The sequence below is a fragment of the Paenibacillus sp. MABNR03 genome, from assembly GCF_050455445.1.
GTDB lineage: Bacteria > Bacillota > Bacilli > Paenibacillales > Paenibacillaceae > Paenibacillus > Paenibacillus xylanilyticus.
This window is the reverse complement of the sequence record NZ_JBCIYR010000001.1, coordinates 743,126-764,458: the sequence shown is the minus strand read 5'-3', so window position 1 is coordinate 764,458 and position 21,333 is coordinate 743,126. Positions and strand designations below refer to the sequence as shown.

Here is a 21,333-nt window from a genome sequence, read left to right as displayed (position 1 = left end):
GGCATGACGGGTACGGCAGCTTGTACATGAAGGAATTATTGGATTCCTCCCATAAAATTCATGAATTTTTCAGCGATTTCTTTGGAATGGGAACGATATAAATAATGATTGGCTTCAAGCAGCACCATTTCTCCATGTACGGAGTCCTTTATGAGCTTCTCATGCTCGGGAATCCACTGATCCGTTCCCGGATGATTCGCCTGAACAAAGAACAGGACTGGCAGATTTGGAGGAAAAGTTTGCTTTTCAGCTGTTTTAAAGTTGGAATACATGCTCTCGGCCTCATTTAATTGAGTGGTATTATACATGTTTTTGCGTATCAGAATGTTCAATTGTTCTTTCGTTTGTTCATCATAAGGTAATTCATCATAAGGGTCGGCATTCAGTTTCAATTGAACACGGGCAAAACCTAAGTCACGGAACCATTTAATCGGTTGTGTATCTGACGAATCAATCTTTTGTTCACTCAGCGAGGGCACACTGCTATCCAGTCCGACAAATGCACGTACTTCGTTTGCATATTTGTTCACATAATCCAGGCTATAGATCCCCGAAATGGAATGACCCATCAGGATATAGCGATCAATATGTAGGCTCTGTAACGCTTCATGAATTTCACTGACGATATTTGCCGTACTGCGTTCCTTTTCGGTCTGATCGCTCAATCCGTAACCAAAAGGCTCTACGACGACGACCTTATAATATGGGGATAACTCTGAAATAAGCGGTTTAAAATCAAGTGCTGGCGATGCCGTTCCAAAGCCGGGTAAAATCACGATGGTTTCATCGCCCTTTCCTTGAACGGTGACATTCATCTGTTTCCCATCTACAGACACATGCTGACCATAAGGCTCCAATCTCTTCTTCTCCGAATGACTGCTGATTTTGTTAACGGTGTACACTGCAGCAACAAAAAGTAGGAAGGCTACAACAATTGCACCTAATACTTTAAGCAAAATATTTAATACTTTCTTCCACTTGGTTCCATTCCATTTTTTCTTCTCTCTTTTTTGTTTCACACACATCTGCTCCTGTCCTTATCTGGTTCATGGCATAACAAGCCGTAAATGCAAGCCTAACCAACCAAGATGTCCTCACCATGACGACAATATGAACAGAGTATGAACTAACAAAAAAACCACGTTTCACATACAAGAAAGCTTGCATGTGAAACGTGGCATGTAAATACGGTTTAGATAACTGATGTGCATTTTATACACCCACCTTATTCTGTAAAGCCTAACTATTCCGTTGGTGGAGTGATTGGCAGCGTGACAATAAAGGTTGTGCCTTGATCAGGCTCACTTTCCACCCGGATGTCCCCTTGATGAAGCGATATAATCTGCTTCACGATGGCGAGTCCCATTCCGCTACCGTCATATTTGCGACTGTGGGAACGATCTGCCTTGAAAAACCGTTCGAATATGCGTTTCTGATCTTCCAGAGGGATACCAATGCCACTATCGGATATTCGGACGATCACATTTTTGACATCCTGCTCCAGGCTGACACGAATTACCCCCTCATCCCTGGAAAATTTGATGCCATTGCTGAGAATATTCGTCCACACCTGATTCAACTGGTCGTGATCCGCCACAACTTTAACAGCCTGCAGATCAAGCTCAAAGTGAATGCTGCGTGCAAACCATTGTGGCTGGAGAGTTACAATGACGCGCCTGATCTGTTCATCCAGGCTGAGTGTGCTAAGTCGAGGTTGCTGAGACTGTGATTCAAGCATGCTCAACTTGAGCAAATTATCACTCATTTTGGACATCCGCTTCGCCTCGGCGATAATAATCTCAAGATATTTGCTTCTTTCGTGTTCTGAGAGATTTACTTGCTTCAGTGCTTGAGCATAACCGGATATTGAAGTAAGCGGAGATTGAACCTCGTGCGATACATTCGTTACAAATTCCCTGCGCATCTGCTCCAACTGCTGCAGATCCTGCATCATTTCTTCGAAGCTGCGTGCCAGCGTGCCCAGTTCTCCGGTTTGCTTGATATTCAGCTTGACGTTGAAATCTCCGGCAGCGATCCGCTTCGTCGCTCTTGTCAGTTTTTTGATTGGTCTAACCAAATATATGGATGCTACCAGAATGATAAGACTTCCTGCAATCAATGAACAGGTTGCAAAGATCGAAGCAAATTTGACGACAAAGGAGGACGAAGGTGGAGCGAGCGTCTCCAGAAACATGGCTTTCGTTCCCATTTCCGTTTTCACTGGCAAACCTAGAAGTACGGATGCAATACCGTTCGGATTGTCCTGGACAACACCTCCGTCTAACACTTTCTTAAGCCGCTCCTCCGTCACCGGGGCCAATTTATGTCCGTTAAGCTTTCCATACGACTGGAAGTGACCCGCTGCATCGTACATTCGAATATAATAGGAATCCAGCTGCTTCATCTTACTAACGAATGACTCTGCTTCGCGTAAGGGAAGGGTTTTATAAATCTGCACAACATCTTGTCCAAAGTTACGTAAATTGATTTGAGCGTTCTCGTTCAACTTGTCCTCAAATATCCAGGTAGACATAAAAAAAGAAATGACCGTACCTGCGATGACGGAGACCAAAAATGTCAGAACTACACGTATGTATAGCGACCTGATCATTCATATACCTCAAGGCGGTATCCAAGCCCGCGCACTGTCTCAATTCGAAATTCAGATGTCGTCGCGAATCGCTCACGCAGGCGTTTAATATGTACGTCTACTGTTCGATCATCACCAGTGTAATCAATGCCCCAGATCTGATCGATCAATTGCTCTCGTGTATAGACTTGACCGGGTGTTCCCGCAAGCTTATACAGCAATTCGAATTCTTTCAGGGGTAACGTAAGCGACTCCGTTCCTCTCATCACCTTATACGTTTGTCGATCCAGGGTGACGTTACCAAAATGAATCATCTGCGTGGAGCCGATTTTGTATCGTTTCAGTAATGCACGAACACGAGCTGTGAGCTCCAACGGATCAAACGGTTTAGTCAGATAATCATCGGTCCCCAGTTCGAATCCCTTCACCTTCTCCCAGGTCTCACCTCTCGCCGTCAGCATGAGCAACGGAAGATCAGGATTGGCTCTTCGCAGCTCCTTACATAACGTCCAGCCATCCATGACAGGCATCATGATATCAAGCACGACAAGATCAATAGGTGTTGAGCTGTAAACGGTCAGAGCCTCCTTGCCATCCGCGGCTTCAGCCGTTTCAAATCCGTCATTTCTCAAAAATAAACAGACGAGTTCACGAATATTCGGATCGTCGTCAGCAACCAGTATTGTAGGCATTTGTGTCCTCTTTTCCTGTCTTACATCTTAAGTAGTCGTTAACCATTATTTCCCTATTGGATTCGTAAAAAGCAAACTTCTTCTCGTATATAGTACGTTCTTTATACAGAAACGAGTTAAAATTTGAATATGCTGCTTAAAATGTCCTGCATCCCGGCTTTGGAATTATCAAACTGTTTTACACGGTGGCCGTTGGCACCTGACGGATGAGGGAAGCCCCACAATATTCTTTCTTCTTTTATTCGACCTTCATCAAGCAATTGACGAAGCACAGCCTCAACAGACTTACCTAATGGTATGATGAGGGGATGATTTAACTGATTCACTTCAGGCAGAAACGACCCAAGCACGGCATGATACAGAAATGTATTTTCTCGAATGGATGGAAAGTGTCCATTATAATTCTGTTGATCCACAAAGACTGGAAATCGGATCAGGGAAGTCGTGTGCAAGATTGGGCATTCAGGTTCAAATAACCTTTGTACATGAGGAACGCTTAAATAGTGATGCAGCCCTATTTCCTGCAGCATATGAACCAAGTTGGCTCGCATTGTTCCGGCCATTCTTGCTGCAAATTTTGCTTCTTTACAGGCATGTTCAAAGGATTGCTGATCCTTTAACGCTTTGATCGCCGTTCGAAAAGCAATCTCCATCTGCTGCCAGCCCGGTGTGATGCCGACGAGCATGACTTCTGCGGAAGGATTGATATATTCATTGTGCGGAGAGTAGAACATCTCAACTTTTCCAGAAGAATTTAGTTTCAATTCGTTAATTAGCAGCTCCGCTTTGGAATACTTTTGTTTTTCCGGGAACGAATTCATGACTGTAATGAAATGCTTTTGGCGAGTCGAAGGTATCAGCAGTTTGTTTCCCTCCTTCCAGCATCTTAACCTCTATTTACGCGGCTTTTGTACAGAGCGTATTGGTAGCTGTACGGTAAACGCTGCACCTTCTCCCGGTTCACTAGATACCGAGACAGAACCATCGTGCATCTCAACTATTTTTTGCACAATGGACAACCCCAGTCCACTCCCGCCTGCAGTACGTGTACGGGATTGATCTGCTTTGTAGAACCTTTCAAATATCCGAGGTTGATCCTGAGGTGCGATACCAGGACCTGTATCTGTGATGCGCACATTGACCTCGTCTTCACTTTGTGTAAGGAAAATATCAATTTTCCCGCCTTCGGGTGTAAACTTGATTGCATTATGGATCAGGTTAATCCACACCTGAATCATCAAGTCCTTATCTGCAACGATTTCGACTTCTTCCAGTTCCACGTTCATCTCTATTTTTTTGTCATCCCATTGGGGCTCACAGGAGAGTACAAGAGTAACCAGTTGTCGATCCAATCGATAGGATGTTTGCTGAGAAGCATGCTCGGATGAGTCCAGAACAGCGAGCTTCATCAAATTATCACTGAGTCTGGACAAACGAACACACTCCGTCTCAATAATCGTCAAATATTGGTCGCGTTTCTCCTGATCCATCGTTGTATCCTTCAGCGCTCTGGCGAATCCGCTGATCGACGTTAGTGGTGATCCGATCTCATGTGACACGTTAGAAATGAACTCCTGGCGGAGTTCTTCCATCACTTTGAGATTCGCGGCCATGTCATTGATACCCTCTACCAGTTGGGCAAACGGGTGATCATGTCCCTGTCTGCCTTTTCGTTTGGCGAGGGTCGAATCCAGATTTACGCGAAAGTCGCCCCGGGAGATTCTTTTCAAAGCCTCAATCAATTCGTTAAAGAATTCGTATTCTCTGCCTTTAACCAATGGACCAATGATTGTGATGCATACGCCAAATAGAATGAATCCGAGCATGGCATTGATGAGAAAAGCAATCAATTCATGCGGTTGCCACGCGATATGGGAATACGCGCTCCTCGTAATATAGAACGCCCCAGTCCAGCATATAAATAGGGCCAGTGATACCAGAATTACATTTTTGGCAATATGAAGAATTCCAGGCTCCCGCTTCATTGCCTAACCTCCAGTCGGTAGCCCAAACCTCGCATGGTGCGGATGATGAAGGTGTGATCCTCTTCGGGGAAACGCTCGCGAAGACGTTTAATATGCACGTCAATCGTTCTTTCGTCACCTTCATAATCATAACCCCAGATCTTTTCAATTAACTGATCACGCGTAAAAGTCTTTCCAGGATAACTGGCAAGGGTGAACAGAAGTTCAAATTCTTTGCGTGGCAGCACAATATCCTGATCGCCCTTCCTGCACTCAAATGTATCACGACGCAGAACGAGATCGCCCAGAAATACGGCTTGTGAAGTCATAATCCGATATCGTTTCAACAATGCCTTTACCCGAGCGACAAGCACCAAAGGGTCAAAAGGCTTCACCAGATAATCATCCGTCCCGAGCGTAAAACCTTTTATGATCTGCGAAGTATCTCCTTTTGCCGTTAACATCAGAAGTGGCAAGTCGGTCTGTTTACGCAGTTCACGACACAGCTCCCATCCATCCATGCCCGGCATCATAATATCGAGAACGACCAGGCCGACATTATGGTCAGCGAGTAATCGCAATGCATCCAGTCCGTCAACAGCCTCGATTACGTGCAAACCTTCCTGCTGTAAAAAATGTCCTACCAGCTCCCGGATATGCGGGTCGTCATCAACGACCAATATGCTTGTCAATGTGACCACCTCCTTCAGGCAACCTTGCCTTATACTCCACATTCTGTCAAGAAGGAGACCTTTACCATGAAGGCATAACGTCTCTTTCCTGACAAGCTACGCGTTTTAAGCAAAATTTGATGATTTCCAATTACGTTCTGCGCATATATGCCCGTACTGTCAATGGTGCAAAAATGGCTACGATAACCGCAGCTCCGGCAAGACTGCTCACCAGATCTGTGCCCATTGTCCCTTGATTCGCCAATTCCCGTACAGCTGAAACCAAATGGGATATCGGATTGACATTGACTACCCACTGAAGCCAATTCGGCATCGTATCTACCGGAACGAAAGCATTCGAAGCAAAGGTGAGTGGAAACAGGACGAGCATGGAAATCCCTTGTACACTGGACGCTGTGCGAGCAATCACACCAAGAAAAGCAAATATCCAACTGATAGCCCATGAACAAGCGATGACGAGCAGCCCGGCCAGCGCGACATGTCCCAATCCACCTGCAGGGCTATATCCCAATAAATAGCCTATCGCAAAGGTTAGTACCGTTGCAATGGTATATCGGATCGTGTCTGCCAGCAATGCTCCGGCCAGAGGCGCAATACGTGCTATAGGCAATGATTTGAATCGGTCGAATACCCCTTTATCCATATCCTCACGCAATTGCACACCAGTAACGACTGAGCTTGTAATTACCGTCTGCACAAGTATACCCGGAATAATGACCAACAAATAAGCTTGAATGTTTCCCGAGACCGCACCACCAAAAATGTACGTAAACATCAATGTGAAAATGATCGGCTGTAGGGTAACATCGAATAATTGCTCTGGTGTTCGTCGAACCTTTAAGATCCCACGGTAAGCCATCGTTAAGGAATTCCGGACGGTTTGCCCAAAGCTTGTGTATTTTCTCAGCTTACGACTTGGGTTTTGTTTCGCTATTGTACTGTTCATACTTGCAACTCCTCCACTGCTTGTGATTCTTGAGACGTATCAGATGTATTGCCACTCGCATCTTGGCCCGTAATGGTAAGAAACACTTCATCAAGTGTAGGTTTCTGGACACTCATCTCAGCCAGATCAATGCCTGCGGAACGGAAAGCTATCAACAGATCTGCTGTAATATTCGCATTCGCCATCGGTGCAGTAATCTTCCCTGCTTCCGCTGATACGCTGGATTCTGTTCGAAGGATCTGCTCCACAATCTGCCGGGCTGTTTCAATGCGCAAGGGTTCCTGAATTCGCAAATGGAGTGAAGCCGTTCCCACCGAAGCTTTCAAATGATCCACAGTACCTTCCGCAACCACACGTCCATGATCGATGACAGCAACGCGGTCGGCCAGTTGATCTGCCTCATCCAGATACTGGGTAGTTAACAATACGGTTGAACCCGATCTTACCAGTTGCCGAATCGTGTTCCACATCTGCACACGGGTGCGGGGATCCAAACCTGTCGTTGGTTCATCCAGAAAGATCAGCGGCGGCTGGGCAATAAGACTGGCTGCCAGATCCAGACGACGGCGCATCCCTCCCGAAAAGCTCTTCAACGGTCGTTTAGCGGCTTCTATCAAACCGAACTCCTCCAGCAGCTCTGCCGTTTTACGTTTGGCTTCCGTTCTTCCAAGTCCCAGTAAGCGCGAGAAAATCATCAGGTTTTCGTTGGCACTAAGCGACTCGTCAACCGAAGCATATTGTCCGGTCAGCCCGATAAGCTGGCGAACCATATGAGACTCTTTCACTACATCGTGCCCGAATATCCGGGCTGATCCCTCATCAGGACGCAGCAGGGTAGCCAGCATGCTGATCGTTGTCGTTTTGCCTGCACCATTCGGACCGAGCACGCCGTAGATCGTACCTGCCCCGACTTTCAAATTCACGCCATCCACTGCACGATGATTCCCGAACGTTTTGACAAGTTCTTCCGCTTCAATTGCCCATTCCCCTTGATTCGTATTTATGGTACTTTGGTGTGTATTTATCAATTGTTGTTCCTCCCATATCGTTTATAGGAGAAGAATATCGTACATTTATGAACTGAATATGAATGACATTAGAGTTACAAATCCAGAGAAACAAGAAAACCCCGCCAAGGTCTAATATAGACCGGCAGGGTTAAATCTGAACAATCATATTCTAGTTGGCGGGCTTAATATCAAAAAAGTCCAGTTCTCCGTAACCTTCGCCTTTGGAAAAGCGAATCTTGTTCACCCCTGCCTTCAGTTGAATCTTGGCGGTAGACAGCCCCCAGTTCTCCCATCCTTTGTTGGTCATATGAAAAGGATTGGCCGTTCCTCCATTTACACTCAGCAGCAGATTCGACCAATTGCCCCCAGCTGTGCCGTTCGCGGTTCGTGCCAGCAAAATGTAGGTACCCGCGGATGCTGCATTCACATCGAATTCAACATAGCTGTCCACGGTATCCATATGTCCGGCCTTCATCCCTCCAGATCCGGTAGGACTCTGCGAGGCGTAAGCTATACCTCCGAATGTTCCCTCTTCCCCTTCATATCGAACATGCTGCGCTTCTCCTGAAGGCAGTGCAATAGGAACATTAGGATTCGCCGGTACGCCCAGATTCGGTGTATTGTCCGCATTCCAGGTGAATTTTTGCATTCGAATCTCTCGATTCCAACCCGCATTATTGTATTTCGCTGTATGATATATCATCCAATCCTCGGTTCCATCTGGAGACTTGGTAAACGACTGATGACCTGGTCCATATAGACCGTTTCCTGACTGGAATATCGGCTGACTGCGCTTGGTCCAGGATGCCGGGTTCAGCAAATTGCTCGACGTACTCGCCGTAATAAGTCCAAGTGAGTAATCATTGGTCCAGCTTCCGCTGGCCGAGTACACAAGGCTGATCACACCGTTTCGAATGATCACTTGTGGACCTTCATTGACGTTGGGAGAGTGATTGGTCTCCCATGCATAGGTTGGCCGCGCAATCTCTACCCGATTCGAATCAATGGTCCACGGATTGCTCATATGAGCAATGTACAGATTCTGCCTTACATTCGTATCTCCTTCCCAGCCCGACCAGATGAAGTAGAGCTGTCCGTTCACCTGTAATACCGTCCCGTCGATAGCCCACTTATTGGTGGGGTCCGTGATCTGTCCTTTATACTGCCAGGTTCCCTCGGTCGGGTCAGCCGACGTATTTTCCATCACGTACATGCGATGATTGACGTTGTCCCCGTCGTCCTTGGCGTAATAGATATACCAGGCACCATTGATGTAATGCAGCTCCGGAGCCCAAATTCCGCAGCAGCCCGTGTTCACCACAGTTGTCGGTGCCGCATCAATGGTCGTCAGCTGAGCAGATTTCCATATGGTCACGTTGCCACCGGTTGTTTTGGTAAAATAGTAGAATCCATCCGTATGCATATACACCCAGGGGTCTGCACCATCCTGCATGACCACATTATAGAAATTGTTCTGAACCGTAGCTGCATGTGAAGTCTGACCCATCGGAAGAATAAGGAGTGCACATAAGGCAAGCAGCAATTTGCTTCTGTAATTCATCTTCATTATCACTCACCGACCTTTCTTCAATCTTCTATTGCAGCCTTCCGCGAATTGATACGGCGAATGATCTCCGAGTCGAACTTGGCACGTCTGTCATAGGTGTACAGCCCGTTCACTTCCTGTTCCACGTCATACAATTGGGTATAACAAAATCCGAACATCATTGGATGGTCAAGCAATACATTGGTCAATCCCTCATATCGGGCAATAAACGCATCTTCGGATGTCGGCCTGTCGCCGTAACCCCACGCTTTGTCATCTTTTTGATCCGGGTTCCACCATATTCCTCCATATTCACTGATGAAATAGGGCTGCCCAGCGTACGTTTGTCTATCCGGAAACGTATTGTACACTTCCCCGCCGCTTTTCATCGGTTCATATCTGGCCCGGAACGTTTCGGGATTCTGATCATAATCATGCAGATCGAAAATATCGGTCACGACATGAAAGTTACCGCTGGTGTCAATGACCGGACGTGTCGGATCCATACGTTTCGTCATTTCATAGACGATGCGCAGAACATCATTATCCTGCTTGGCCCCGTCCCGATCCCACGTTTCATTAAACGGGCACCAGCCGATAAGCGCAGGGTGATTGAAGTCGCGTTCCATACCCTCAATCCATTCCGGCAGAAACCGGGCTAGACTCTCGGTTGTCGTGATATCCAGTCCCCAGTTGGCATGTTCACCCCACACCAGATATCCAAGCCGGTCAGCCCAGTACAGAAAGCGCGGCTCGAATATTTTTTCATGCAGTCTTGCCCCGTTAAAACCCAGTGCCATGGAGATTTCGATATCTTTGCGCAGATCGTCATCGCTGGGAGCGGTATAGATGCCTTCTGGATAAAAGCCCTGATCCAATACAAGCCGTTGAAAAACGGACTTTCCATTGATCCGGAACGCCATGCCATCCAATTTGACGGTACGCAGTCCAAAATACGATGTAACTTGATCTATTGCCTGATCCTGTTTATGCAGTTTCAACTCCAGATCATATAACTTGGCAAGGCCCGGCTCCCATAAATGGATCTCGGATAACGGAATCGTAAGCTTAACGGAAGGCCCATGAATGAACGCAGCAGCTTCTCCAACTTCCTTCCCTTCATATCGTGCAATCGCGGTCAATTTCTCTCCAGCGGTATTTCCACCAAGCCTGATCTCCAGATGAGCACACTGATTGTCCGGATCGGCTACCACCTTCATTTCGGACAGGTAGACTTGAGGCACCCGCTCCAGCCATACCGTCTGCCATATGCCTGTAGTACGGGTGTAATCACAGCCATGGGAGTGATATCTTTCGCTTTGTTTTCCACGAGGCTGCCGACCCGAACGCGGGTCGTCTTCCGCACATACGGCAACTACATTCGTACCTGCCGATACATAGTCTGTAATATCAAAATGAAACGACGTATATCCCCCCCGATGTCTGCCAACCGAGGTTCCGTTAATCCAGATCTCGGCTTCATAATCAACAGCGCCAAATTGAAGCAAAATCCGATCATTTTCCCAAGCCTTTGGAACTTGAAACTCCCGTTTATACCAAACAGCAGCCATAAAATCGGTATGTTGCACACCTGACAGCTTGCTCTCCGGACAGAATGGCACAGTAATTGTTCCGGTAAGCTGGTGTCCGGATTGCTCATACCCGCGTTCTCTTCCACTTCGGCCGTGATCAATCTCGAATTGCCAGGAACCATTCAGATTGATCCACTCTTCGCGCACAAATTGCGGTCTCGGATATTCCGGACGGGGTGCAGCCATTTCATTCTTTGCATTCATGATAGAATCGCTCCTTTTAACCTTTTATTGAACCGACATAAACGCCTTTTACAAAATACTTTTGCAAGAAAGGATAAACCATCAGGATCGGAATGGTGGAAACGACAATGGTACAGTATTTGACCAACTCACGATAAGCGGTCGAACTGCCCGCACTGTCAATCACGACACCACCTGCACTGCCCATCGTTGTTGCGCTCGAGTCGTTGGCCACCAGGATCTCTTTCATCAGAAGCTGCAGCGGGAATTTGTCCCGATCCTGCAAAAGAACCATGGCGTTAAACCAGGAGTTCCAGTTGCCAACGAGATAATACAGGAAAATAACAGCCAGGGTCGCTTTCGATAGCGGCAGGATGACATACATCAATATGCGTGCCTGACTGGCTCCATCGATTGTCGCTGCCTCTTCCAGTTCGAGTGGAATGGCCTGAAATCCCGTCCGCAAAATGATGATGTTCCATGTACTCAATGCCGTAGGCAAAATCATGGCCCACAGATTGTTGAACAATCCGATATCCTTCATTAACAGGAACCAGGGTATAAGTCCTCCACCGAAAAACATCGTGATGGTAATGACGATCATAATGGCATTTTTAAAATATAAATCACGTCTGGACAGTACAAAGGCCCCCATGATCGTCATAAGCATGTTAACCAGCGTACCTAGTCCCACGTAAATCAGTGTATTGCGATACCCGATCAATAGACTGTTATCTTTAAAAATCAGCTTGTATCCATCCAAAGTGAACCCCAGCGGTCTAAGCAATAGCCCTTTGTGTGCCACGAGCTGGGCCGGATCGCTGAACGATGCAAACACTATATGCAAAATGGGATAGAGACAGGCCATCGTCAGCAAGGATAACAGCGTATAATTTACGATGTCGAAAACCCGGTTTCCCCACGTTTTGTGAACAATCATTTTTGATTCATCTCCTCCCTACCACAGGCTGACATCGGAGTTTCGCTTTGCAATGCGGTTTGTAGCCCAGAGCAAAGCAAAATTGATTATTGCGCTTAACAGCCCGACTGCGGTCGAGTAACTCAAACTTGCTTCCCTCAGACCTCGTCGATACACATAGGAAGCGATAACATCTGCAGTATCATAGGTCAGCGGGTTATACAAAAGGATGATTTTCTCATAACCGGATGCCATCAGGCCGCCGATGGCGAAGATAAACAGGATGACAATCACCGGACTGATCTGGGGCAAGGTGATATGCCACATCTTTTTGATTCTTCCCACCCCATCAATGTCGGCTGCCTCGTATAGAGCAGGATCAATCGAACTCATGGCTGCCAGATAAATAATGCTCTCCCAGCCGATGCTCTGCCAAATGCCCGAAAAGGTATATATCGGGCGGAACATGGACGAGTAACCAAGCAGCGAACTGTATTCCTTGCCTGTAATAAACTGCAGAATCTGTGTAATGATGCCTTCGTCCGCAGTGAAGATATGAATCATGCCGCATACCACGACGAGTGAAATGAAGTGAGGCATGTAAGTTACCGTCTGAACCACTTTTTTGAACCTGCTGTTACGTGCTTCATTCAGCATCAACGCCAGGATGATCGGTGCGGTGAAGCCAAAAACGATTCCCCATAGATTTAACAAAAGCGTATTCTTAACAACTCTCCAGAAATAAGGTCCCTGAAAAAATTCAATGAAATGCTTCAGTCCAACCCATTCACTGTCTGCGAACCCAAGCAGCGGCTTGAAGTCTTTGAATGCAATAAGCACACCCCACATCGGTCCGTAACAAAAGACGAGAAACCAGGCGATTACCGGGATCGCCAGCAAATAGGCAAACCAGTTCTTTTTGAAATCTTTTTTAATGACATGACTGGTATTTTTGCGTTTGGGGGTCATCATTCCACTCTGCAATTCCCTATTTTTCCGTAAAGTCAGCAACTCATAAGCACCTCGTTTCTAACTCCTCACCATTCAGAATTTACTGACTACCTTTGGTTGTACCGATCCAGTGCAGCCTGATGGATGCTGAGGAATTCTTTCAATCCCATCTTTTCCGCATCGCTCAGGAACTTGTCATAGGCATCCACCGGGAGTTCCCCCATAATAATTTTGGCAAAGTACTCTCCCCGAAGTGTTGACAATTGATTCCCGAGCTCTGCCTCTCGTGAAGCCTCTTCCTGAGTAAACGTAATTGGAGGCATGGCCATGCTGGTGTCCATTTTTTCCGTCCACTCCTTCCGGATGTCACCGGAATAACTTCCTTTCGCAACAATCAATGGATTGGAATTGTGCTCGTCACGAATGGATGGCCAGGAATGCATGCGGTACTTCAACAACGTTGTCGCCACAGGCTGACCTTCCGGGTCTTTGTAAATGTAGCTGTCTTCATGGAAATAGGGTTTGCCATTTTCATCGATCAGGTGTACCGTTCCGTATTCACCATAGTTGAGAATTTCCCAGCCTTTTTTGCTGTAGTTAAAATCAAGCCAGGCCATTGCTGCTTCGACATCTTCACATTGGGTTGTAATCGCTGCGGTGGTTCCAGTTCGCTTGAAGTTTTTGTATGTGGTTGCGGACTGGTCCCCTTTATTCAGAACAGGGTTAAGTGCTCCGACAAAATCGATGTCGTTCTGCTGTTTCCAGTAACTAAACATGGTATCCGGAGAGTCCATCATGATTGCCGTCTTGTCCGAGATGGCGCTTGCCATTCTCTGGTTGAAGTCAGCGGTTGCCCAATCCCGATTAAGCAAACCCTCCTTATTCCATTGCTGCATGGTAGTCAGGTATTCCTTGGCCTTCGGCTGAGCCGGTCCCCAAGCCACTTTGCCGTTCTCATCCAGGAAGGTCCAGTCCCATACGCCATATGCACCATTAATAATTCCCGTAAAGATCTGACCATACGAAGAGCCGTAATTCAGTGGTTCGGTATATCCGACTTCTTTGCTCTTTTTCAGGAAGTTATGCCATTCGTTAATGGTTGTCGGAACTTCCAATCCCGTCTTATCCAAAGCTTCCTTTTTGATCAGAGTGCCAAACCAGGTCCATTCGGAGTAAGGTGCGATTCCGTAAAAACCAAGCAGTTTCCCGCTATCCGTAACCGTTGTTTTGCGTCTCGTTTCATCGGAGTTCCGCCATGCCGAATAGTTGGGCGCATTCGTTTCCATAAGTTCGGTAAGATCCAGATATGCCCCGTCATTCAGTCCGGCCTCAAGGCCGCCCGGATAACGCTCAGGATTGATAATAATATCGGGAAGCTCGCCGGAAGAGATCATGAGGGTAAATGCATCTGCCTCCTGCCCAACGGGCGGTGTGATGAAATTAACCTTGATGCCGGTTAGTTCTTCTACCTGCTTTTGCACCGCATGATTGTTCATGTCGGGAATTTCTGCAATAGCTGGCATCCAGACGTCCAACGTGACATCTTTCTCGTAGGGATACGCCGAGTAGTCATTAGGGATGGTCTCATCGAAGAAATCGCCCAGATAGGTGTCATTCAACGTCTGATTGACCTCTTCTTGCTGCTCTTGCGTTGGCGTTTCGTTGCCGCGGATGTTTTGGCTAATATCCGTAAAAGTGACTTCTTTCCGTACCTTGGCGACTTCTTCCTTTTGACCAGCCTCATCGGTTTCATTTTTGCTGCTGCAAGCCGCAGTCCCCAGCACAAGCACAGACACCATGAAGATGCCAAAAAACCGTTTAGTGAATTTAGCCATGTTCATCCCCCCGCTTTTAAATTTGAGAAGCACTTTTCCCCTCTGTCTGATCCATTGACTGATTTGTTATTTTCTGTATTTCACTCAAAGTATAGTTTCATAATTATTGTATGTCAACGCTTACAATTCAATTTATTGTAATAAAATACACTCAATGCTTTATCCACTCAGTTATTCATAATATAGATGTTAATCGATAAATATTTGTATAACTACCCTATATATAAGGGTTTATCTTAACTGAATGGTTTGTTCCGAAGCTACACTTCACACATCCCCTGTTTTCTCTGTCCAATTTAATTACGGAATTATTGTAACTAAAAGCCTATCTATACATTAGCTCTGTCTCCTTCGACGTTACTCTCCGGATGGTCTCTGAAGGCCAAGGTAATCACTGACCGGCACCCCAAAATCAGGTGTGCCATTCGTGTTCCATTGAAATCGCTGGATGCGTGTTGACCTTAAACTGGTGTCAGCCCCCGGAGCGGGAAGCCCATGGTAGACAATCCAGTCCTCCAAGCCGTCCGGGGACATTGTAAAACTGTTGTGCCCTGTGGCATATACGCCGTTTTCCGGGCATTTGCGGAATACCGGCTGCGGGGACTTATTCCATGATGAAGCTTGCATCGGATCGCTCTGTTCATTCATGGTCAACATACCCAAAGCGTAGTCTTCGGACCAGGTTGTGCTTGCAGAATATATCAAAAAGATTCGTCCATTTCGGTGGAGCGTCACGGGTCCCTCGTTGATCGCCATACCGCCTTTCTTTTCCCAGGCTAGGGTTGGTGCAGAGAGAAGCACATGATCTCCGGCCACGATGGATGGGTCAGACATTCGCATAATATATATGGCCGATCCATAATCGGGAAAATGTCCATAGCCTGCATATAGAAAATAAAGCTGGTCGTTAAGCTTCATCACGGTACCATCCAAACCGGGCACTGGTGTATCCAGTGCTCCCTTCCAGACCCATTCCCCTGCAAAGGGATCCGCGCTTTCATTTTCCAGTACACAGATTCGCCGGGTATCATCTCCACCTCCATCATTGGCCGTGTAGTATACGTACCATCTTTCATTCAGGAAATGAATCTCAGGTGCCCACAAATGATGGCTGTAAGGACCGCCAGGCTCGGGTGACCAGATGATTTTACGGTCTCCTTCCCCGATTTCCGTTAGTCGGACCGATCGAACGAGTTCAACCTGGTCTGAACGTGTTCGCATGAAGTAATAATAGCCATCCGTATGTCTGTAAACCCAAGGGTCGGCGGATTGAGCTGCCACAGGATTGTGAAAGGTTCTTTTGTCGGACATTGCTTCTACTCCTCTCAAGTCGTTCTGTCTTCTATTATCTGGCAGGGTTGGTTCACACACAATTATGAAACCGCTTCAAAGTGATCTCAAAAAAAGACAACCTTCAATCGATTTCGTCGGTCGAAAAAAAACCGCCCATCGGCGGTTATGTGATGGATTATTCAATTCGTGTTATGCATCCGCCATTCCAGCGGCGTTACACCGGTAATTTTGACAAAATAATCATAAAATCTGCTGGAGGACGTAAATCCCACTTGTGATGAAATCATCTCGATCGCTTTATTGGTTTGCTGCAGCAATCGTTTTGCTTCCATTAAGCGAAGGTTAATGATGTATTGTTTCGGAGAAACACCTACAGCTTCCGTAAATTTTTTGCGCAGATTACTTTCAGACAAAAAGTGGCGGGATGCGAGCTCGCTGACCGTGATCGGGGTATGGTAAGAGGAATGAATGTCTTTCAGCACTTCCTGAATGAAAACTTGACCGGTCGCATTAGCCGGGTAAGGCGATTCCAATGCATGACTTCGCTGAAACAATAGCAGTGTTGTCTCCATTGCGAGACACATGAGTTGATGTGAAACAGAATCATGCCCGGCAGATCCCCACTCCTTTTCCAACTGGGATAAACTGATGTTTGCCCAAGCCAATTGGTCATCGGAAAGATGAGTGCTATAGATTCGATCCAGCCCGCGTCCAGGCCCATGGAAGAGATAACGGCAATGCACAGGCAGCTGATCATGATAAAAATGGACCGAAATTCCCTGCCATGACTCTGTGCACACATAACCGTGATGAAGCTCTGGAGGAATGAGTACCAGGTCACCTGCTGACACTTTAATGTTTTGTTCAGGAGAACTATAGTACCCTTCTCCTTCCAGGATCAACGTCAATTCGTCATATGCATGTGAATGTGACATGAAGTAGCCTTCACCATGCTCCAGTTTAAGCGCATGGGGCTTGAAGCGCTCAATGCTGACGATAAACGGCATGTCCTTATTTTCCATCTTTACCAACCTCGACGTCCGGATTCAGCGAGTACTTCACACGCATCACGATATGCTGCCCATGATCACCGAACTGACTTCCGAATAGATTCATCCCCCCATGGTGTTGGGCATCCGGGTCAACGCCAATACGCAAGCGTACTTTGGGTTTGTCGCCCAAATCCAGATCGTACAATGAAATATCCGAGATTTTCTCCATATCCAATGTAGTCCTGGCTTGATCTACAAGCCAAGTCTTGAGGATTCCATACTGCGTGGAACCGTCATACCACCAATCCGGGTTCAATTTGCCACGCCTGTCGCCGAGATCTCCTGGGCTTGTCCACATTCCGATCTTGATGCCGTTCACCCAAACGGAAATATCCGAAGGCCAATCATTGTTATAGGTAGGCACTTCAGAGCACATTTCCATCGATAATTCCAAAGATTCAATCGTTGCGCCAAACGGAATATCCATGGGCAGCAAATATTCCAGGTACCCTTCTCTCAACCAGATAATTTGAGCCTCTACGTGCGCGGGATGAAAAAAGCTTGCCGGATCATCCTCTTTCAGAATCATGCTCTCTGCGCTGGCCATCCCACACGTTGGCGTCACCTCACAGTCACTGTAATGACCAATAGGCATCTGGACCTCATATATATTCGTGGCACGCTTGGAAGCTGGCCTCATCTGATCCAAAACAATATGTATATCATCATAATTGCGACTGCACAATTTCATGGCTCCCCGGGATGCGGGAAGCATCTCTGTGTGTATTAAATTGGCGGCTTCAAGCACTTTGATATGATTGGCCACTGTTGAAATGGGGAGATTCAGCGCCTCAGCAATTTCAATAATATTCAACTTGCTCACTTGTAACAGCTGGAGAATGTCAATCCGGGAACGGGTTGACAGGGCATGGGTAACACTTACCAGTTTTTCCGGGTCATTGAAACTGAGTTCCAGCACGTATCCGCTCTCCTTTGGGAACATATAAATTAAAATTATTTTACTGAATAACAGGAGCAAACACAATCAAATCTCCTGCTCTATCCCATAACGGAATGGTTGCCCTATTCAGTGACCAAGACAGCTTTGCGATCATATGTGCTGTCATTCCCCTGCTTAAGCAAAAAATCTGCCAGATTGGCACGTGACAGCTTCAGCTTGCGGGATGGGTCCTGGTGTATCTCTGCTTCATGCACATACTTTCCATTATAATCACCCATGGTGAGCACAGGCGGTTGAACCAAAATCCAATTGAGCTTGCTTTGGGTGACAAGCGCATCTTTGTCCCGGTGATCGCGAAGCAAATTGGTCATGATGTTGGGAATCACGTATTTATATAAGAAACCGAGTTTACCGGCGTCTCGATGAGCACCAATAAACGACACATGGATCAGCTTACCTACGTCGCTTTCCTCCATCGCCTGAATGATGTTCTTCAAGGCATCGATTAGAAACATATCCCTTTTGAACATGCTCTTCGCACCAAGAACAGAATAGACTGCATCAACTTTTTCTTTTTTTAAGACAGTATCGATATCGATATAGCGGGTAACTTCTCCTTGCTCAACTTTTAAGTTTGGATGAGAAATGCCAAGTTTGGTTGGGTTCCTGACGAATGCGGTTACAGTATGCCCCTCACTTAGCGCACGCCGCAGCAGTTCACTCCCTGTTCTTCCGGTCGCTCCAAATATAATGATATTCATGGGTTCCACTCACACTCTCTATTTGTTTTTTACTACATTAATCCCTTATACGAATACGAGCGAATCAAAGAAAACTGTTTGGCCAGAAAATGTGGTGCATAAGGCATATCATTGCGAAGCCAGGCCACAATGGTACCGATGAGGGCTGAGGAGCTGTACCAAATCGCAATCTCCTTGTGGATGCCTGCCTGGGCAAAGACGCTCTCGATCTCCAATCGCTCGATTTTTTCGGTCACAAGTCTGGTTAACAATTTCATAAGCCGTTCTGTGAAAATGGGGGTTCGCTTGGAAGCGAGAACGACACGATAGAATTTGGGATGCTCGGCAAAATGCTCAAGCACTTTCACGAGAACCGGCCAAGCCTCCTCTGTTTCAGGGTTGTCGAACCGGTGATATTCATCAACAATCCGTTCAATATGTTCATTCATCTCATCCGCCATCTTCTCCATCATATCTGTAATATCACGATAATGAAGATAGAAGGTCACGCGGTTGATGGTGGCACGTTCAGCAATCCGGTTCACCGTTAATTTCTCGATATCCACTTCCTGCAGCAAATCTACAAAAGCTTCACGTATTAATTGCCTGGTACGGAGTATTCGCGGATCGATAGCGGACTTGTTATCGTTTTTCATGCTCATGCACTCCTTCAATTTTAGAAAATTACAATTTTAAATAATGAGTCGTTTATTTTCGTAATAAACTACATATTTTATATTTTTGTAAAATAAGCAACAGATATTCCCCAAAGTGTAAATTGTATTTTGCGGGAATATGTATATAATTCAATAGATACAATGTAAACTATACAACACGTTGTAAATTTAGTCACGTGTAGATTGAAAGGATGGAATGGATTGAGTCAGGCTAGATTATATGATGAGAAAAACATCAAAAAGGGTCCCATACTGTTTGTCATGATTTTGGGTGCGTTTCTTGCCACATTGAATCAAACCCTAATGAGTGTTGCCACGCCGGAGTTGATGATCGATTTTAATATCACCGCTGCAACGGCACAATGGTTTACGACCGGCTACATGCTGGTGAATGGAGTACTTATTCCCATTACAGCGTATTTCATGCAGCGCTTTTCAACAAGGCAGCTCTTTCAGGCTTCCATGCTCATTTTCCTGATTGGTACGATTGTATCAGCACTTGCCACCAACTTCGGTACACTGCTCACAGGTCGTATGATTCAGGCTGCAGGGGCTGGTATTATTATGCCGCTGTTGATGCATGTCATTTTGACATTGTTCTCCCCTGAAAAACGAGGAGCCGCCATGGGTATGGTCGGTTTCGCGGTCATTTTCGCCCCGGCGATCGGACCTACCCTTGCTGGATATGTTCTGGAGAACTATTCGTGGCAAACGATGTTTTACGGAATGATCCCATTGACAGTCATTGTTATCGGATGTGCGTTTGTATATCTGAAAAATGTATCGGAGCGCATAGATACGAAGTTCGATACGCTTAGTGTAGCATTATCAACAATTGGATTTGGCGCATTATTGTATGGCTTCAGCCGTGCGGGAAGTCTGGGATGGTCCAGTGCTGAAGTACTCATTTGCCTCGCGGCAGGCATTATCGCTCTGGCCTTGTTCACATGGCGCCAGCTGGTTTCTGCAAGTCCACTGCTCGACCTTCGTGCGTTCAAGTACAATATGTTCTCCTTGACCACGATCATTAATATTGCGATTACGATGATCATGTATGCAGATATGATGCTGCTGCCTCTGTACCTTCAAAATGCACGTGGTTACACTGCACTGGAGTCCGGTCTATTGCTGCTCCCAGGTGCTCTTGTCATGGGATTCCTGATGCCGGTAACTGGACGTTTGTTTGACCGCTTTGGAGCAAAGTGGCTCGCCATTATTGGTATGGTTATTACGATCGTAACGACGATTGGCTTTATCGATCTCACGGATTCGACCAGCTACACTTATCTGGTTCTGATGTCCACGGGCCGCCGAATCGGGATGGCTCTGCTCATGATGCCGATTCAAACGGCAGGCCTGAATCAGCTGCCACCAAGACTCGGTCCGCATGGTACAGCAATCTCCAATACAGTAAGACAAGTCGCTGGTGCTGTTGGTACTTCATTGCTCGTAAGTGTAATGACCAGTCGTACAACAACGCATGTGCAGGATATGATTGCGAGCGGAGCAGCAAGCGGCTTATCTCAGAAGCAATTGGCGATGGAGTCCATGATCCAGGGAATCAACGATGCTTACGTGGTTATTATCGGTATTGCAGTCGTTGGTCTCGCACTCTCCTTCTTCATTAAACGTACCAAGCAGGCAGCTGAGGAAGAAGTCAAAATGCCTGTCAGACAGAACGTTTCCATGAATTCGAATTAATTCGTTAGTTATATAAAAAGCGGCAGACAGGACATGAAGATCGTCCTGA

The 21,333-nt window shown here is 46.5% G+C and carries 19 protein-coding genes; 1 reads left to right on the top strand and 18 read right to left on the bottom strand.

Translation table 11 applies throughout. The features are described from left to right. Window positions 1-35: 35 nt before the first annotated feature. The 18 genes from AAIH57_RS03305 to AAIH57_RS03220 all read right to left on the bottom strand — a co-directional run bounded on the left by AAIH57_RS03305 (window position 36) and on the right by AAIH57_RS03220 (window position 19,562). Window positions 36-1,025 (bottom strand): alpha/beta fold hydrolase, encoded by a 990-nt coding sequence (locus AAIH57_RS03305; protein WP_430020527.1) that lies wholly within the window; start codon window positions 1,023-1,025, stop codon window positions 36-38. 218 nt (window positions 1,026-1,243) lie between these two features. After that, the gene (locus AAIH57_RS03300) at window positions 1,244-2,611 is read right to left on the bottom strand and encodes a sensor histidine kinase (RefSeq protein ID WP_430020526.1); all 1,368 of its coding nucleotides are present in this window, start codon (window positions 2,609-2,611) and stop codon (window positions 1,244-1,246) included. Further along, window positions 2,608-3,282, bottom strand: coding sequence for a response regulator transcription factor (locus tag AAIH57_RS03295; RefSeq protein WP_430020525.1), 675 nt, complete (start codon window positions 3,280-3,282; stop codon window positions 2,608-2,610). The genes AAIH57_RS03300 and AAIH57_RS03295 overlap by 4 nt, the downstream gene beginning before the upstream one ends. A gap of 116 nt (window positions 3,283-3,398) precedes the next feature. Continuing rightward, window positions 3,399-4,103 carry a hypothetical protein gene (locus AAIH57_RS03290; RefSeq protein ID WP_430020524.1) on the bottom strand — a complete coding sequence of 235 codons (705 nt, stop codon included), beginning with the start codon at window positions 4,101-4,103 and terminating at the stop codon, window positions 3,399-3,401. Between the two features lie 72 nt (window positions 4,104-4,175). Then, window positions 4,176-5,267 (bottom strand): sensor histidine kinase, encoded by a 1,092-nt coding sequence (locus AAIH57_RS03285; RefSeq protein ID WP_430020523.1) that lies wholly within the window; start codon window positions 5,265-5,267, stop codon window positions 4,176-4,178. Beyond that, the gene (locus AAIH57_RS03280; protein ID WP_175396499.1) at window positions 5,264-5,938 is read right to left on the bottom strand and encodes a response regulator transcription factor; all 675 of its coding nucleotides are present in this window, start codon (window positions 5,936-5,938) and stop codon (window positions 5,264-5,266) included. Before AAIH57_RS03280 ends, AAIH57_RS03285 begins: the two co-directional genes overlap by 4 nt. A 130-nt stretch (window positions 5,939-6,068) precedes the next feature. Next, window positions 6,069-6,884 carry an ABC transporter permease gene (locus AAIH57_RS03275; protein ID WP_175396498.1) on the bottom strand — a complete coding sequence of 272 codons (816 nt, stop codon included), beginning with the start codon at window positions 6,882-6,884 and terminating at the stop codon, window positions 6,069-6,071. Next, window positions 6,881-7,909 carry an ATP-binding cassette domain-containing protein gene (locus tag AAIH57_RS03270; RefSeq protein ID WP_430021325.1) on the bottom strand — a complete coding sequence of 343 codons (1,029 nt, stop codon included), beginning with the start codon at window positions 7,907-7,909 and terminating at the stop codon, window positions 6,881-6,883. Before AAIH57_RS03270 ends, AAIH57_RS03275 begins: the two co-directional genes overlap by 4 nt. 154 nt (window positions 7,910-8,063) lie before the next feature. After that, window positions 8,064-9,461, bottom strand: a complete 1,398-nt coding sequence (locus AAIH57_RS03265) for a family 43 glycosylhydrolase (RefSeq protein WP_430020522.1) — start codon at window positions 9,459-9,461, stop codon at window positions 8,064-8,066. Window positions 9,462-9,481: 20 nt separating this feature from the next. Beyond that, entirely contained in the window at window positions 9,482-11,236 is a 1,755-nt protein-coding gene (locus tag AAIH57_RS03260; RefSeq protein ID WP_430020521.1) for a glycoside hydrolase family 2 protein, read from the bottom strand. Window positions 11,237-11,252: 16 nt separating this feature from the next. Continuing rightward, window positions 11,253-12,155 (bottom strand): carbohydrate ABC transporter permease, encoded by a 903-nt coding sequence (locus AAIH57_RS03255; protein WP_175396496.1) that lies wholly within the window; start codon window positions 12,153-12,155, stop codon window positions 11,253-11,255. Window positions 12,156-12,173: 18 nt separating this feature from the next. After that, window positions 12,174-13,145, bottom strand: a complete 972-nt coding sequence (locus tag AAIH57_RS03250) for an ABC transporter permease (RefSeq protein WP_376768963.1) — start codon at window positions 13,143-13,145, stop codon at window positions 12,174-12,176. Window positions 13,146-13,192: 47 nt separating this feature from the next. Then, a complete protein-coding gene (locus AAIH57_RS03245) occupies window positions 13,193-14,920 on the bottom strand; it encodes an extracellular solute-binding protein (protein ID WP_430020520.1) in 1,728 nt (575 codons plus the stop codon). Between the two features lie 357 nt (window positions 14,921-15,277). Continuing rightward, window positions 15,278-16,231 carry a glycoside hydrolase family 43 protein gene (locus AAIH57_RS03240; RefSeq protein WP_430020519.1) on the bottom strand — a complete coding sequence of 318 codons (954 nt, stop codon included), beginning with the start codon at window positions 16,229-16,231 and terminating at the stop codon, window positions 15,278-15,280. Between the two features lie 161 nt (window positions 16,232-16,392). Then, window positions 16,393-17,235, bottom strand: coding sequence for an AraC family transcriptional regulator (locus AAIH57_RS03235; protein ID WP_430020518.1), 843 nt, complete (start codon window positions 17,233-17,235; stop codon window positions 16,393-16,395). Further along, the gene (locus AAIH57_RS03230) at window positions 17,225-18,184 is read right to left on the bottom strand and encodes an ArsR/SmtB family transcription factor (RefSeq protein ID WP_430020517.1); all 960 of its coding nucleotides are present in this window, start codon (window positions 18,182-18,184) and stop codon (window positions 17,225-17,227) included. Before AAIH57_RS03230 ends, AAIH57_RS03235 begins: the two co-directional genes overlap by 11 nt. Window positions 18,185-18,288: 104 nt before the next feature. Beyond that, window positions 18,289-18,927, bottom strand: a complete 639-nt coding sequence (locus AAIH57_RS03225) for an NAD(P)-dependent oxidoreductase (RefSeq protein ID WP_430020516.1) — start codon at window positions 18,925-18,927, stop codon at window positions 18,289-18,291. Window positions 18,928-18,959: 32 nt separating this feature from the next. Further along, complete coding sequence (locus AAIH57_RS03220; RefSeq protein ID WP_430020515.1) at window positions 18,960-19,562, bottom strand: TetR/AcrR family transcriptional regulator C-terminal domain-containing protein; 603 nt, start codon at window positions 19,560-19,562, stop codon at window positions 18,960-18,962. A gap of 282 nt (window positions 19,563-19,844) precedes the next feature. On the opposite strand from AAIH57_RS03220, the gene AAIH57_RS03215 reads away from it, so the two are divergent. Then, on the top strand, window positions 19,845-21,284 hold the full coding sequence (locus tag AAIH57_RS03215; RefSeq protein WP_175396594.1) for a DHA2 family efflux MFS transporter permease subunit: 1,440 nt from the start codon (window positions 19,845-19,847) through the stop codon (window positions 21,282-21,284). Window positions 21,285-21,333: the final 49 nt, after the last annotated feature.